General features: G+C 45.7%; 13 protein-coding genes and 1 pseudogene. 7 read left to right on the forward strand and 7 right to left on the reverse strand.

Annotation, left to right across the window (positions count from 1 at the left end; all coding sequences use genetic code 11):
* Window positions 1–100: 100 nt before the first annotated feature.
* From HWQ58_RS09670 to HWQ58_RS09690, 5 genes and pseudogenes are all read right to left on the reverse strand, one after another.
* The gene (locus HWQ58_RS09670) at window positions 101–802 is read right to left on the reverse strand and encodes a hypothetical protein (RefSeq protein ID WP_292860937.1); all 702 of its coding nucleotides are present in this window, start codon (window positions 800–802) and stop codon (window positions 101–103) included.
* Between the two features lie 367 nt (window positions 803–1,169).
* Window positions 1,170–1,391 (reverse strand): hypothetical protein, encoded by a 222-nt coding sequence (locus tag HWQ58_RS09675; protein ID WP_292860939.1) that lies wholly within the window; start codon window positions 1,389–1,391, stop codon window positions 1,170–1,172.
* 298 nt (window positions 1,392–1,689) lie between these two features.
* Window positions 1,690–1,809: pseudogene (locus HWQ58_RS09680) on the reverse strand (bS21 family ribosomal protein); the annotation flags it as partial.
* A 112-nt stretch (window positions 1,810–1,921) separates the two neighbouring features.
* Window positions 1,922–2,338 carry a thermonuclease family protein gene (locus HWQ58_RS09685; RefSeq protein ID WP_292860942.1) on the reverse strand — a complete coding sequence of 139 codons (417 nt, stop codon included), beginning with the start codon at window positions 2,336–2,338 and terminating at the stop codon, window positions 1,922–1,924.
* A gap of 66 nt (window positions 2,339–2,404) precedes the next feature.
* Complete coding sequence (locus HWQ58_RS09690) at window positions 2,405–2,650, reverse strand: hypothetical protein (protein ID WP_366837665.1); 246 nt, start codon at window positions 2,648–2,650, stop codon at window positions 2,405–2,407.
* 303 nt (window positions 2,651–2,953) lie between these two features.
* Between HWQ58_RS09690 and HWQ58_RS09695 the strand changes: the two genes are divergently transcribed.
* Window positions 2,954–5,377, forward strand: a complete 2,424-nt coding sequence (locus tag HWQ58_RS09695) for a DHH family phosphoesterase (protein WP_292860945.1) — start codon at window positions 2,954–2,956, stop codon at window positions 5,375–5,377.
* Window positions 5,378–5,532: 155 nt separating this feature from the next.
* Here the strand turns inward: HWQ58_RS09695 and HWQ58_RS09700 are convergent, their stop codons facing one another.
* Window positions 5,533–6,879: an NAD(P)/FAD-dependent oxidoreductase gene (locus HWQ58_RS09700; RefSeq protein WP_292860948.1), complete on the reverse strand. Its 1,347-nt coding sequence runs from the start codon at window positions 6,877–6,879 to the stop codon at window positions 5,533–5,535.
* Between the two features lie 352 nt (window positions 6,880–7,231).
* On the reverse strand, window positions 7,232–8,143 hold the full coding sequence (locus HWQ58_RS09705) for a LysR family transcriptional regulator (protein WP_292860951.1): 912 nt from the start codon (window positions 8,141–8,143) through the stop codon (window positions 7,232–7,234).
* A gap of 231 nt (window positions 8,144–8,374) precedes the next feature.
* Between HWQ58_RS09705 and HWQ58_RS09710 the strand changes: the two genes are divergently transcribed.
* The 6 genes from HWQ58_RS09710 (at window position 8,375) to HWQ58_RS09735 (ending at window position 15,046) form a co-directional block, all read left to right on the forward strand.
* Window positions 8,375–8,863 (forward strand): nuclear transport factor 2 family protein, encoded by a 489-nt coding sequence (locus HWQ58_RS09710; protein WP_292860954.1) that lies wholly within the window; start codon window positions 8,375–8,377, stop codon window positions 8,861–8,863.
* A gap of 256 nt (window positions 8,864–9,119) precedes the next feature.
* Window positions 9,120–10,433 (forward strand): hypothetical protein, encoded by a 1,314-nt coding sequence (locus HWQ58_RS09715; protein WP_292860956.1) that lies wholly within the window; start codon window positions 9,120–9,122, stop codon window positions 10,431–10,433.
* An 18-nt stretch (window positions 10,434–10,451) separates the two neighbouring features.
* Window positions 10,452–11,495, forward strand: a complete 1,044-nt coding sequence (locus HWQ58_RS09720; RefSeq protein ID WP_292860959.1) for an alpha/beta hydrolase — start codon at window positions 10,452–10,454, stop codon at window positions 11,493–11,495.
* Between the two features lie 148 nt (window positions 11,496–11,643).
* Entirely contained in the window at window positions 11,644–13,152 is a 1,509-nt protein-coding gene (locus HWQ58_RS09725; RefSeq protein ID WP_292860962.1) for an aldehyde dehydrogenase family protein, read from the forward strand.
* 274 nt (window positions 13,153–13,426) lie between these two features.
* Window positions 13,427–14,473 (forward strand): alpha/beta hydrolase, encoded by a 1,047-nt coding sequence (locus tag HWQ58_RS09730; protein ID WP_292860964.1) that lies wholly within the window; start codon window positions 13,427–13,429, stop codon window positions 14,471–14,473.
* 105 nt (window positions 14,474–14,578) lie between these two features.
* Window positions 14,579–15,046, forward strand: coding sequence for a nuclear transport factor 2 family protein (locus tag HWQ58_RS09735; RefSeq protein WP_292860966.1), 468 nt, complete (start codon window positions 14,579–14,581; stop codon window positions 15,044–15,046).
* Window positions 15,047–15,059: the final 13 nt, after the last annotated feature.

A 15,059-nucleotide genomic window follows, 5' to 3' on the forward strand; every position in this document is an offset into this window, starting at 1 on the left:
ATAATTACACACATTTCTATTAATTACTGGGCCTATCCGTAGCAGGGCAGAAATGAACACCCAAGCGAGATTGACGCCTAGTTTATTATTAGAAACACTGTTAACTTACGCTTTCTTGCTTTTTTTTCTTTCTCAATAGAGCGGCTGTAGATAAAAAACCCGACGTTAATATACCCAACCCAAAAGAGGATTCAGGGACTGCTGCAATACTAGTTTGAACTCCGGTGAGGGTAATTGTATAACTCCCACCGTTCAATCTCAGACCGTCAAATTCGCTAAGTGGAGATCCGCCACCTGCACCAGTTGGACTGTAAACTCCCACTCCATCAAAGGAGACTTCAGGGAAACGCGGGAAAATATCCCCCCCAGCACTAACAGGATAGTAATCAAAACCAGAAATGGCTAAGTAATAGATTCCTGATTGGTTAGGGGAAAAACCACCTATTGGCAGAGTTGCCTGTGTTGAATTAGAGCTTTCGTTGTCGTTAGCAAAAATGCCTTTGCCGCTTGAGTCGAACAAATACAACTGCGGGTCTGCAAGGGTGCCTGGATTAATTGCTGTCGTAGCCGAGAATAGCTTTCCCTCAGTTAGAAAGATTTGGAATATGTCAGCATCGGGAGTTGCTTGAGAAATTTTCCCAGAGATTGACTCCAACGGTAGTAATCCCGATGGAATGATTTGGGCTGTACTCAAACTCTCGCCTGCATCTCCAATTTCCGTTAACGTGACAGCCTGTGCTTGATTTGATGTCAGTACAGCAATCAGTACTGAGATTGCCGTCCCCCATACAAATTTGTTCACTACATATAAATTAGTTTCAGTATTTAAGTCTAAAGGGTTACTTACGTACCTCAGCATCGCGCTTGTGAAGCTTACTGTCCAGTCCAAAAAGTAGTTATTTATTGCTCATTTATTGCTCATTTATTGCTCATTTATTGCTAAAATTCCCTAGCCGAGGGAGCAATCCCCCAAAGTTAGATCGGGCTTTAATTCTCAGTTAGATAGCTATATTCTCAATAAACACAGCTATTTCGCTGCAATGCCTGCCTCAGGCTATACCTACGCACTATTAAATAGGTGATTTATACCCCTAATTTTTAGCACCTCACAAAATCAGGACTCTCAAACACAAACAAATCTGTGAGATCCGCAGCAGTCAGCTTAGTGGCTAGAAAAGTTGTGTCTTGGTGGTCTGAAGCCAAAGCTTTAAAAGTTGCATAGTTAGGACTACGAGCAAAATAGCGACAAATGCCACTAGGGGACGAAAAAAATGAGTAGCTTGAGTCCAATATAGCGATCGCTTGATGGAAAGAATTACCATATTTTGGACTGCTTTATCTACGAGTAATCTGCCTTTAGTTGGTATATAAAGAGGTGATACTCCGAGCATTTATTTTCATAGTTGCCCTTTTTGAGGTGTTTAGCCTCTACTGTTGGTGTGGAAATAGGAAGTTGATTTGGATTTCAAAAAAGACTGAGGCTATTACCGAAGCGCTTCACAGCTTATTTGCTCTTACTACTCATTTTCCAGACCAAAACTTGCTCATTCCTTGCTCACCCTTGTCTATATTGATTTTCAGCTAAGGAATAAAAATTACATTCTGACTTTTTGATTACTTGTGCTGATTTCCATCAATAAAACCCTCATAAAATCTCTGAGTCCATTGATTAATATCTATGTCAATCATCTAGTGCGGAAATGTCTTTTTACCCTGCCTGTGCTTGGCAATTTCTTTACGCTTGTGTTTTTCAATAGGCGTTTCAAAGTGACGATGCTTTCTCGTCTCTGGAAAAATCCCAGCCGAAGAACGTGGAGTAATTAGGTTTTTAACGTTTCAACCACCTTATCCACGAGTTCCATTGGATCAATTGGCTTGGTAATAAAAAGTTGAAAACTTGCTTTTAAAATATGCTGTTCATTTACAATTTTGAATGTTGCCACAAACCCAAATGTTTATTTTTAGCATTAGCTTCTGCAATTAAAAATTGGGTTTTGCTTTCAGAGCAATTTTGTAAAGATTCTTGGTCAACAACGGCATTATCTGACTCTACCAAAAGGAGATTTACTGACCGATTATCTGCAAACACTTCACCCGCTGGACGACCATTTTTAACTTGTTCTGTGCTTCTAATCACGACAGGAGTTTGAGGTGGTAATAGCTGTTTTAGCCTTTGTGTTGCTGCTAAACCATAGCGCTTATCAGTTGCCTCTGGTGCGTTAATACAGGTTAACTTGACTGTAGTTGTTTGTCCTGCATTATCTTTAACCAAAATTGTGTTCCCGTCTACAACACCAACTACTGTACCTAGTACCAAAACTATTTTAAGTAATTCCATTACTTTGTATGTAATATTTTATGCAAAAACATAATTTTATTTCAATACTTAGGTTACTAGTGTGATTTAGCTCACAATTTGCAAGCACAAGTAAAAGTAATAATTTGGGTGTTTTTGAGCATCTTTTACTGCTAATGATTGACCCATTTTGATAACAGTACCAGTTAGGAAACCATGTAGTGAATAAATATGTTCGCCTTCGCCCATTTCGAGACTACTGGCTAAAACAGTTTCAAACCCCTCTTGGCAAAAGGTAACAACTGTCCAATCAACTCCAATAAGTTCGCTGACTCCGCAAGCAATATTGTGCAAATAGTTACCCAGTTCGCCAGTTCAAAGAAGATAAACGTGCTATTATTTACCGCTCACGCTGCCAAGTTTGCTTGTGCGACAACATTTTCTCATCACTGGTTTTGCTCATAGATGCCTATTGGATGGGTACAGGGAATAGGGAATAAAAAATAAGGAATCCTATAGTACGATGAAATTTAAGTCGTATGATTTTAGTGACTTGACTTTTTGGAGATATTTTTAATTCTGTATTAGCCATCTTTAATGCTTTAACACAGCCTTGTATTTTAATAGTTTTCACTCCTAACTTCTAACTTTATTTATATGCCAGAACAACAGTGGACTATAACAGTAACTGAACAACCACCAAAGTGGTTTATCCAAGCAGTAAAACAGTATACACCTGTATCAAATGGACTGTATGCAGCGCAGTTGTTGTGGCAACGAGGCATTAAAGATCGTCAACAATTAACAGCTTTTATCAACTATAAAGCTTATCAACCAGCAAGTCCCTTTGAGTTTGGGCAAGAAATGCATCTGGCGATCGCACGCTTGCGACAAGCATATAATACTAAAGAAAAAATCGCCATTTGGGGAGATTTCGACGCTGATGGGATTACCGCTACATCGGTACTTTGGGATGGATTGGGGCAGTTTTTCGCTCCAAATACCCAGTTAATTTACTATATTCCCAATCGCCTGAAAGAATCCCACGGACTTAATAATCAAGGCATTGATAATTTAGCAAAACAAGGTTACAAATTAATAGTTACTTGCGATACAGGTAGCACAAACATTGAGGAAATTATCTATGCTAAACAGTTAGGCATAGATGTAATAGTTACAGACCATCACACCTTACCAGCCGAACGTGCACCCGTTGCAGCGATTATCAATCCCCGTTATTTACCAAAGGAACATCAGCTATTTAATCTTTCTGGGGTGGCGGTAGCTTATAAGTTGGTAGAAGCACTATATCAAAGCCTGCCCAATGTTGCCAAATATCCCATAGAAGATTTATTAGATTTAGTTGCAGTCGGATTAATTGCTGACTTAGTGCAGTTAAGTGGAGATTGTCGCTACTTGGCACAGATGGGAATTCAACGACTGCAAGAAGATTTTAAACAGCCAGCAGCAGCGCGACGGCGGCCAGGTGTAGGAAGATTATTAGAATTGTGCCAGAAAAGTGGCGATCGCCCCACAGATATTTCTTTTGGTTTGGGCCCAAGAATTAACGCCGTTAGTCGCATCCAAGGTGATGCCTGTTTCTGCGTGGAATTATTAACTAGTCGGGATGTCAAACGTTGTAACGAACTCGCCGAAGTTACAGAACTCGCCAACGCTCGCCGCAAATCTTTACAAAAAGATGTGCAAGCACAAGTGGCACAAAAACTTACTCAATTAGACTTATCAACCACCAGCGTCATTGTCCTAGAAGATGCCCAATGGCCTGCGGGTGTATTGGGCTTAGTCGCCGGACAGGTAGCACAAGAAACTGGTCGCCCGACGATTTTGTTGAGTACAGAGGGACTGGGGACTGGAGACTGGGGACTGGGGACTGAGGAGGAATTTTCCCAATCCCCAATCCCTAATCCCCAATCCCTAGCTCGTGGTTCTGCTCGTTCGGTGAATTCTGTCGATTTATACCAATTGGTGAAAGACCAAGCACATTTGTTACACCGCTTTGGGGGACATCCCTTTGCAGCGGGTTTGAGTTTGTTGGTAGAGAACATTCCTTTATTTACAGCGGCGATTAATCAGCAGTTGCGGCAATCTTTAGGTAGTACAACTCTAACGCCAACTGTACAAGCAGACTTGACGGTAACAGTTGCAGACTTAGGGAAAGAGTTATTTTTGGAACTGAAACTGCTAGAACCTTGTGGAATGGGTAATCCTGTTCCGAAATTACTAATTCAAAACTGCTGGTTTGAAAATTCTTGGCATCGCAATCAGCAGGATTGGCAAGGGAAAAAGGTACAGTACATTAAAACTGAGTTTGATATTCGGGATGATTCCACCAGAAGTGCTTTTCCTGGGTTATGGTGGGGACACTATAAAGATGAATTGCCCATAGGAAGGTGTGATTGTATAGCAGAATTAGACTACAACACCTTTAAAAAACGTTATGAAATCAGATTAATTGCCGTGCGTTCTTCTGTTAACTCAGCACTCAACACTCAGCAGTGGCTTAACGCCCCGCTATCGCTAACACCCTTCATCCTAGACTTACGGAATCAGGAACACTCAGCACCCAGCACTCAGCCTTCAGCACTAATTATTGAAGATTGTCCCACAAATTGGGATGATTTACGTATATGGTTGCGGCGATGTTTGGCGACAAGCCGCTCTAAGTCTGGGCTTGACAATCAGCAACAATTAGCGATCGCTTGGTCTAAACCCAACCACCAACCACCCAATCAAATTTGGCTGACTCTTGTCGGAATTGCCAAATATCTCAGTCGCACAAATCAACTAGTTACCCGTGGACAACTTTTAGAGAAAATCGGCATCAGCGACCAAACCTTACTTGTCGGAATCAAAGCTTTAAAATACTTAGGGTTCACAGTTAAACGACAAGACCGTTCTTTACAAATTACCTGGCATCCAAGCGATAGTGCCGAAAACCTTGCTGATGAAGCAGTTGCAAGATTTTTAGCTGCTGTCCGAGAAGAACAATTTCAGCAACAGTATTTTGCGGAAGTTCCTTTATCTACGATTGTGGCGATCGCCAGCTACGACAGTAAATAATTTACAGGGTTTATGGCGTTCGCTACACCCGCAAAATAGGGATTTTCAACCAAGTCCCATCTTGTGTAGTGCGATCGCGATCGCACTAAATTACAGCAGTTTGCAAGTATAGGAATTACCTAGCTTGTGAGTCCTATCAGGTGCGATCCCTGAAGTTACAGAGGTGTCCCAGAAGGCTGTTGCACTCTATTGTTAACAGTTTTTCCTTCTACAAAACCTTCTCGACCTGTAATCAATCTAGAACGACGATTACGAGTGATATAATTCCATCCCCACTGAATTGCTACTACTACTTTAGTGTCAAACTCGATTAAGAAGTAGATGTGAATTAGTAGCCAAAAGGCCCAAGCAATGAAACCTTTGAGTTTGATTATGCCTAAATCTACAACAGCTAAATTTTGCCCAATCATCGCCAAAGTACCCACGTCATTGTAACGAAATTGTGGCAAAGTCTCACCTTGAAGCCTGCGTTTAATCAGTTTAGCTACATACTCTCCTTGTTGTTTGGCTACAGGTGCAACACCAGGTAAGGGTTTACCATTTTGATGGGAAAAGTTACCTAAATCTCCCACTACAAAAATGTTTTTATAATCCTTAATAGACAAGTCCGGTTCTACAATCACCCGTCCGTCGCGATCGCACTCTACACCTGTACTTTTTGCTAGGGCTTTCCCCATAGGCGAACCTTGAACACCGGCTGCCCACAAGATAGTTTTTGAGGTAATTTCTGTCAATTCATCGCCTTGCTTGAAAGTAACGATGTTACCTTCAATATTTGTCACTCTAGTGTTAGTGTAGACAGCCACACCCAACTTTTGCAAAGATTCTGCTCCTACTTTCGATAACTCTGGCGCAATGTGTGGGAGGATGCGATCGCCCCCTTGCAATAGTAAAATTCTCGCTTCTGAGGTGTTGATGCTGCGGAAGTCTTCTGTGAGAGTTTGGTATGCCAATTCCGCGATCGCCCCCGATAATTCAACACCGGTAGGCCCACCCCCCACAATCACAAAAGTCAACAAAGCACGGCGTTTTTCGGGATCGGTTTCTTTTTCTGCCGCTTCAAATGCCGAAAATATCTGGCGACGCATTTCTATGGCATCTTCAACAGTTTTCAAACCAGGAGCAAATTCTTTCCAGTTATCCTTACCAAAATAGGAATGGTTAGCACCTGTGGCGACAATTAATGTGTCATAAGGTATTACTTCATCACCCAGAATAACTTCTTGTGCTTTTGGATCGATATCATTTACCTCTCCCAACAACACTTTTGTATTCTTGCTTTTGCTGAATACAGATCGCAATGGTGCCGAAATATCAGCAGGTGATAGCGTACCTGTGGCAACTTGATATAAAAGCGGCTGAAATAGGTGAAAGTTACGTTTATCAATGAGAGTAACATTTACATTTGCTTTCTTCAAAGCTTTTGCTGTATACAGTCCACCAAAGCCGCCACCAACGACAACAACCCGATGTGGTACATTCTTTTCAAGTGAGACTACCATAATCAATATTTCCTTGTGTTAAGAAGTTGTAACTATTCTTAACAAAGATGTAACAGCATTATGATAATGATTGCTGTCTCTTTAGAACAATTGAAAAAATGATGAAAGTAATCAAAGTTAGTTTTTATCGAGGAAGGCAGGAGGCAGGAGCAAAACGTGAAACCGCTGTCAGGGCGGTTGTGTAGGGGTTGCATGGTGATGGGGTGTAAGGGAAGTAGTTGATTTGTGAGTATTATTATTTAGTTCTTAATTCTTTTCCTTACACTTTCTCATCCATATACCTTATGTATTTGGCGAAAACAAGCGTGCCATTCGCCGCTAAACCCTCTTTCACATTCGGGATGCTCTGATCTCAAACGTTGTTTTCCAGCTCGGTGATGCCAGAAAAATGTTCAGCTAGAAAATCTACGAAAGTACTTATTTTGAGTGATAGGTATCGCTGATTCGTATAGACAGCATAAAGAGATGAGGTTGCCAACGTGTAGTCCAGCTTCAGCACCTCCAATCGTTGGCTGGTAAGATCATCTTCAATCAACCACTTTGGCAAAACCGCCAACCCCATACCGGCTAGGGTTGCCTGATACAGCATGGTAGTATTGTTGGAGCGGATCGAGACTGGCAGTTTGACTGTCTCCCGCCCGTTAGAATCCTCAAAGAGTATCTCATCGGCAAACTGCGAGTAGTAATAACTGATGCTTAGATGCTTCGACAGTTCGGTGGGAGTTTTTGGGTATCCATTTCTTTGCAAATAGTCAGTTGAGCCAACCAACATGAGTTGAATTGGGCAAATGCGTCGCGTGAGCAGTGAAGAACCGGGTTCCTCAGGCGTGACACGTAATGCCAAGTCAAATCCTTCTTTCACCAAGTCCACCAACCGATCATTCAAATTCATATCTAGCAAAACGTCTGGATAGCGAGAGCGGTACTTCGCCAAGGCTTTAGTGAATAACGGGTTAGCAAACCAAACTGGGGCGCTGATCTTGAGTATGCCACGCGCGACGACGGCTGATTGCCTCACCGCTGCCTCTACCATTTCCAATTTATCAAGCATTTCCCGGCATTGCTCATAATAGACCCTTCCTGCCTCGGTTAGGCTTAAGTGTCGGCTGGTTCGATTTAACAAACGTGCGCCAAGGTTTCGTTCCAAGTGCATCACATGCTTGCTGGTCATGGCTGTGGATAAGTTGAGCCGCTCGGCGGCTGCCACAAAACTTCCCGATTCCACCACCTGAAGCAATACTTTCATGCTCGTTAAGGTGTCCATCGTAGTTCTAAAGTTTACTAAGAAGAAACATCGCATCAACAAAATGATACTTGTACAACGATGAGAAATGAATGTAATTTGATGAAGACGGCAGCATCAACTAGCTAGGCAAGTAAATAGCGATGACTGAAGAATTTATGCATTGGACGTTTCAGGAGTCTTAACAACAAATCTAGAACACTATCAACTCGTCGACTGCCCGCAAGAATTTCAACGTAGAGGAGAATTTCAATGTCTCAGAACAACGAGCTCACAGCGATCGACCGCTTTACCATCTTCGAGCAGTTGAACATGCATCAGCGATGTATCGACAAGGGTTGGGGGCGCGAGCAGGTCGACCTCTACAACCGCCTTTACTGGCCGGAGGCCAAATTCCACGTCTACGATCTACGTACTTCAACCTTCGAGGGTTTTGAGGGCATGAAGCAGATGTTCGACTACGCGCACAGCGTCTTCCCGATGGACAAGTGGTTCCACTCTCTGGGCGCGTTTGAAATTTCCGGATCGGGTGACAGGGCCGAAGCGCACTGGCGATGGTTCGTGTACTGGAAGGCTGAACACGTCGGAATCGTTTCAACTGGCACCTACGACGACATCTTTGAACGTCGCGATGGCGTCTGGAAGTGTCTGGAGCGTACTTCCAAGAGCGATCCCAACTGGCCGGTAGACTTGTTCCAGCCCTTCCTCGATCAGGCAGACATCACCTTCAAAGCGTCCTGATAGTCAGACTTTTGTAGGTTATACCAATTTGAAAAAAGAATGCGACAAATACATACGGACATACCTTTGTTCTGTCTAGCTTTCTGAATGAATTTTGAATTTTGAATTTTGAATTGGTATTAGGTGGAGCTTCGCGAAACCCAACGTCCTTGGAAACGTTGGGTTGAACCATAAAACTCAACCTACTCAAGCCTCAACACCAAGTAAACCGTTGTGTTGTGAGTGAGGTAAATCCAACCACTGATGGGAGTCGTTTATGGCACATAGCACAGTTGGCACTCATGTAGTCGTTGAGGACGCAGCTTCTCTGGCTGAAGCGGTTCAACGTACACATGTTGTAATCGAGGTGGCTGGTCGCCTTCATGACTTAGAGAAATTTACACTTCTTGAAGGCTCAAGTTTGGTGGGTACAACTTCTGACGCAGAATTGGTCTTCAAGCCAGATTCAGACGGGGTAGCGCTCACGGCAAATAACACCCTCCAGAACCTAACCCTCCGATCAGATCCGAGCCGATTAACGCTCAGTCTGGAACCGGCAACGACTACCCTTGGACAACTCAAGTTGCAGCATCTCGTCGTCTACGGTCGACTGCACTTGGAATCCAGTATTGTGATGACCGCTGACCTTGTGCTCACTGACGTTCAAGTGTATGACGGCGACAGCACCTCAGCGCTGCATCGTCCAGTCGGTTACGGCGTAGAGGTCGTTCCGGGTTCCCTAACGATCTACAACCGCTGTACCGATCCCCAAAGTCACTGGACACTGCGTGCCGAAAACCTCTCAGGGGGAACGCGAGATGTGCCGTTGAGGGGTAGCGGCATCTTTATTTTTGGCGGCATGACTGTTCCCGCAAACGCCGATCCTCAAAGTGGACCAGCGCCCAGTTCTCCTGGTGGCATGATTGACCTGAAATTATTGACCACAGGCGAAATCCATACTAATGGCAATATCCCGGCTGGTACTGGCAATCTTATCTCAGGCGGGGTGTTCGTTGGCTCAGGCGTGAAGGCTCAACAAGTGATCAATAACGGTCCTGTAACAACTTACGGGACAAATGACATGGTGTTGGATAACTGGGGCAATGTCCGTCTTTGGCTTGCTCGGCAGTCCATCATATCTCATGGAACCAGTGGAATCGGATTCGTGAATTTCAGAGATTTGCAGACTCTGATTGTGCAAGGCGACCTGGCGACCTATGGCGAAGGGGCGCGGGGGTTCAATCTATACGACGGAACCTTGGCTTATGCAGAATTCAAAAGCATTACCACTCATGGCAATGGCTCGATCGGGATACAGACCAGTAAACCATTTGGCAATATCCTCGTGCTTGGGGATGTGATCACAAAAGGTGGTAGGGGTAACAGTTTGGTGCGTGGCGTGGTCGTACAGCTTGACGCGCACGTCCTGAGTCTCAAACCGGGCACAAGTGGAAAAGAGATCATTGTACTGGGTCGAGTCGAGGCTCAAAGAGAGGAAATTACCTCATTGGATTTCGCTGCTCCAGCCAGCACAGTTGAATTCATTACGATCAGTGGTCAGCAGTATGTCGATGGATCGTCAACAGAGTAGGAATAATTTTGGAGAATCATGAAAAGCGATCAAGAGACTTACACGATCAACAGACCTCGCTGGCAGCGTCTGTGCGTCACGATCCTTCTTGCTATAGCGTTCACGGTTTCGCTCCCCTACATCGCACAAGCGCAGGAGCAAGTAAGAAACCCTACCGCCAATACGTCCGACTCGACACTGGTGAAGTCCCTATCCGGATTTGAGAACGGTTATGCAACGGTTAATGGAGTAAGACTGCATTACGTCAGCGGCGGTGAGGGCGCACCGCTTGTGCTGCTGCCAGGTCACCCGGAAACCTGGTGGGGGTATCACAAGGTGATGCTGGCTTTGGCAAAAAGCTTTCGTGTGATCGTCGTGGACATCCGCGGCATGGGCAGCTCCGAAAAGTCAGCTGGTGGTTACGACAAGAAGACAATGGCTCGAGATATCTACGAGCTGATCCGTCAACTTGGATACGAGAAAGTCAATATTGCTGGACACGATATCGGCGCGATGGTCGCGTTCAGTTTTGCGGCTAATCATCCGGAAGCGACCGCGAAACTTGCCTTGCTGGACGTCGCGCATCCTGACGATTCCTTCTATGACATCAAAATGCTGCCTGAGGAGGGGAAGTTTGGAAAAACGGTCGATGCTGCGCATCCGGTTTATCTATGGTGGTTTGCTTTTCATCAAGTAGAAGGGTTGCCTGAAAAACTCCTCGCAGGAGATGGCATGAGACTCTATATAAACTGGCTCTTCAACTATCTGCTAAACGACCCGACAAAGATAGATTCACGAGATTTAGCCGTTTACGGGAATGCCTATTCAAATCCAGAAGCAATCCGCGCTGGTCATGCGTGGTACAAAGCCTTTCCGCGCGACATTAGCGACGCTAAGACGTATAAGAAGCTCGAGATGCCAGTCTTGGGGCTCGGTGCCGAGTTCCAAGGCTATCAGTTCTTGCGAGTAGTCGAACCCAAGGCGACTAATTTTCAATTGGTCAAGATAGAAAATAGCGGCCACTTCATCTTAATCGAGCAACCTGATGTCATATCGCGGTTGCTGATCAACTTCTTCAAGTAAAGTATTAACCGAAACGAAACAATCGGGTCTAACAAAAGCTTGCAGGTGACGGTTTACAGCCGTGCCTGAAGCGAAACGTTGGGCTTTAGCACCAAAAGGGATTCGGTGATCGAGAAAAAAGTCAGGAGTAACAACAATATCAGCAACGATGGACAAGAAAGGCTCAACAATGAGCATTGATCTGCGGATGCCAGTGCTGAACTGGATCAATGGTGAGTGGGTTGATTCAGCGCAGCATACCGATAGCATAAACCCAGCTACAGGTGAGGTTATTGGTACTTACGCGGATGGCGGACGTGAAGAGGCGGTTCAAGCGACTAATGCTGCAGTGCAGGCGTTCCGAGAATTAGACTGGAAGGAAAATCGGGCACTTCGTGCGCGAGTGCTGAATCAAATTGCCGATCGCTTTGAAGCCCAAAGAGATGAACTGATCGCGATTCTCTCGCTTGAAAACGGCAAAGTCCATGACGAAGCAGCGTTTGAAGTCGATATGATTCCCAGCAAATTTCGATACTGGGCATCGGTTGTGCTGACGGATTATGGACGGGCGATGGAAGTCCAACCCGGACACCTTTCGATTGTGACTCGATCTCCAATCGGAGTTGCTGGAATCGTCGCACCGTTTAACTCGCCGCTTGTCCTGACTGTGCGATCTCTGGCACCTGCTCTTGCTGCTGGTGTTACAACTGTTATTAAATTGCCGGGTAATACAGCACAGATCAACTATCTGTTTAGTAAAACCCTCGCTGAAGCTGCCGATTTACCGAAGGGCGTGATTAATGTCTTTAGTGAAAGCAGAGGCAGAGGCGGATCATCTTTTCTGATGGAGTCAAAGGATGTTCGAGTGATTAGCTTTACTGGAAGCACGAAGACAGGGAAGGCAATTTCCGCAACAGGGGCAGCGACGCTCAAGCTGTTTCAGACCGAACTTGGAGGTAAGACGCCGATGATTATCTTCGAGGATGCCGATCTGGAGGCGGCTGCACCAAAGGTTGAGAAGGCACTTACGACCTTTGCAGGTCAGTTCTGCATGACAGGTTCCCGGCTGTTGGTGCAGCGTGCTGTTGCCGATCGCTTTCGCACGCTGATCACCCAGCGACTGGAAAACGTTAAGACAGGACCTGCGTCCGATCCGTCCAGTGATATGGGACCTCTGATTGATAAGCCGAACGTCGCTCGTGTTGACAAGATGGTGGAGGAGGCGATCGCCGCGGGCGCTAAGGTGCTTGTACGCGGCGGCCCAATTGTTGAAGGTCCACTCGCCAGCGGTGCCTTTTACCGTCCGACTCTGCTGGAAGTGACCGATCCGAAAATGACGATTGTTCAGGAAGAGGTCTTCGGTTCAGTCCTGACGATGCAAATCTTCGATACTGAGGCAGAAGCGGTGCAGCTGGCAAACGATAGCGAGTATGGCTTGGCTGCGAGCATTTGGACTCGCGATGTTGACCGCCCATTGCGCGTCGCCCGCGAGATAGATGCAGGCACGATCTGGATCAACGATTGGGCGATCGTTTGGGACGAGTTTGAAGAAGGCGGATTCAAGCGCAGCGGCAACGGCAGGCTGAATGGTCTGGCGGCGATGGATGAATTCCTGGAGTACAAACATATCGCTTTCAACTCAGGAGTGATCCCTGGTGTTAGCGTTTCTGCCCAATAATTCAGCTTGGATCTAAATCTTGAGTCCTTCTTAAATAAGCCTCACAACCATCAAACCCGACTATCAAGTTCGCATAAGCAGCCTTATAGGAACACGTATGTCTAGTACACCTGTAAAAATCGTTCAAGCCCTTCTCAAAGACCCCACCAACCCTGAGGTCGTCAACCAGCTCGTCTCCCCTGACGCTGTCTACGTATCGCTCAACTACGATGATCCCGACTTGAAAAGCTCATACCTTGGGCAGACACCCATAGGAACCAAGTGAAGACTAATTATGAACGGAATTAATAAACGCCTGAGTTTGATTTTGTCTGCCGTGTTACTTGCTCTTGCTCCACTCAGTGCAGTAGCTCAAGAAGTCAGTCCACCATCGATAGATACACCAGCTGCCATATCCAAGCTGGCCCTCACCAGGGTAAAAGAGCAGCGTCGCGGGCAATATGCCTATCCAGCCGGGTTTAAGAGTGACTACGTAGAGAGTAACGGTATCAAGCTGCACTACGTCAGCGCCGGATCGGGCAGTCCCATCGTGTTTGTCCACGGTTTTGGTTCGACCTGGAAAATGTGGGAACCCGCCCTGAAAGCATTTGCTGGCACGCACCAGGTCATTGCCATTGATTTGCCCGGACTTGGGCAATCGGAAGCCTCCCAGACTGGGTATAGCGCACAGGCTCTCTCCAGCTATCTGTTGACAGCCATCAAGAAATTGACGAGAGAGCCTATCATATATGTTTCCCATGATCTGAGCAATACAGCCTCCTATCCAATGGTCGCCAACAACCAGGATTACATCAAAAAAGTCGTATTCATGGATTCGCCAATTCCGGACAAGGCGATGTGGACCTATCCGGGCTACACCCCGAAAGGTCCTGGCCTTGGTTGGCATTTCGGCTTTTTTAGCTACGGGGATATCGCCGAAAAATTGATATCGAACGACCCTAAACTGTTTATGGCTTACTTTATACAAAGCTATGCTGGGAAAAAGGATATTTTCACTGATGCGTTACTCGACGAACTAATTGAGCCTTACTCAAGGATCGAAAATTTGCACGCTGCTTTTAGCGGCTACTACAGATTTCACTCTGAATCCATCAAACAGAACGAAGCGCTGCTATCCGCTAATAAGCTGATTAGAATTCCATCCATGTCGATCAGCGGCGGCAAGGGCGTAGGAGACGTATTGCCCAAGCAAATGGCGGCACGTTTCGTGGAAGATAAAAAGAAATTCAGGGCCGTGATCTTGCCGGAATCTGGTCATTGGCTGATGGAAGAATCCGGCCCTGAGGTGATTGCTCTTCTAGCTGAATTCATCAAAGATTGAATGCGTCTTCCCCGCGAATCGCGGGACCCGAAGAGTTCTTCCGAGGCACTGACTTGCCGCAGAATCACTACTAGAAACTAACTGTAACTGAAAACGAACACACCCATGTCAAACATCAACGTTGAAATCGTTCAAGCCCTTCTCAAAGACCCCACCAACCCTGAGGTCGTCAACCGACTCGTCTCCCCTGACGCCATCTACGTATCACTCACCTATGATAATCCCGACCTAAAAAAGCTTATGCCTTGGGCAGGCACGCATAAAAATGGTCCGGCCAGCGTCCTCGAAGTTTTCCAGGAACTCAATACCTTTTGGAACATCGAGGAGTTCGATATTCAGCAGATATTTGGCGAAGGTGAGAACGTCGCTGTCTTTGGCAGCTTCACCGTCCATTCGGTGAAACTCGATAAAACGTTCATCTCTCCCTTCTCTGTCTTGGCGAAAGTGAAGAATGGCTTAGTCACCTACATGCAGTACATGGAGGACACCTTTGGTACAGGTTCGACCTTCCGATCGGGTGGTACTTGGACATTCCAGGGCAACCCAGACGGCAGCGAAGTATCAGTGCCGTAGCAAGGTGTCCCAG

The sequence above is a fragment of the Nostoc sp. LPT genome (assembly GCF_017115165.1).
Classification (GTDB): domain Bacteria; phylum Cyanobacteriota; class Cyanobacteriia; order Cyanobacteriales; family Nostocaceae; genus Nostoc.

Bases quoted from the DNA above. Each gene is read 5' to 3' on its own strand.
- HWQ58_RS09675 (WP_292860939.1), bottom strand. From the start codon at position 1,391: ATGCTCGGAGTATCACCTCTTTATATACCAACTAAAGGCAGATTACTC.
- HWQ58_RS09685 (WP_292860942.1), bottom strand. From the start codon at position 2,338: ATGGAATTACTTAAAATAGTTTTGGTACTAGGTACAGTAGTTGGTGTT.
- HWQ58_RS09695 (WP_292860945.1), top strand. From the start codon at position 2,954: ATGCCAGAACAACAGTGGACTATAACAGTAACTGAACAACCACCAAAG.
- HWQ58_RS09700 (WP_292860948.1), bottom strand. From the start codon at position 6,879: ATGGTAGTCTCACTTGAAAAGAATGTACCACATCGGGTTGTTGTCGTT.
- HWQ58_RS09705 (WP_292860951.1), bottom strand. From the start codon at position 8,143: ATGGACACCTTAACGAGCATGAAAGTATTGCTTCAGGTGGTGGAATCG.
- HWQ58_RS09710 (WP_292860954.1), top strand. From the start codon at position 8,375: ATGTCTCAGAACAACGAGCTCACAGCGATCGACCGCTTTACCATCTTC.
- HWQ58_RS09715 (WP_292860956.1), top strand. From the start codon at position 9,120: ATGGCACATAGCACAGTTGGCACTCATGTAGTCGTTGAGGACGCAGCT.
- HWQ58_RS09720 (WP_292860959.1), top strand. From the start codon at position 10,452: ATGAAAAGCGATCAAGAGACTTACACGATCAACAGACCTCGCTGGCAG.
- HWQ58_RS09725 (WP_292860962.1), top strand. From the start codon at position 11,644: ATGGACAAGAAAGGCTCAACAATGAGCATTGATCTGCGGATGCCAGTG.
- HWQ58_RS09730 (WP_292860964.1), top strand. From the start codon at position 13,427: ATGAACGGAATTAATAAACGCCTGAGTTTGATTTTGTCTGCCGTGTTA.
- HWQ58_RS09735 (WP_292860966.1), top strand. From the start codon at position 14,579: ATGTCAAACATCAACGTTGAAATCGTTCAAGCCCTTCTCAAAGACCCC.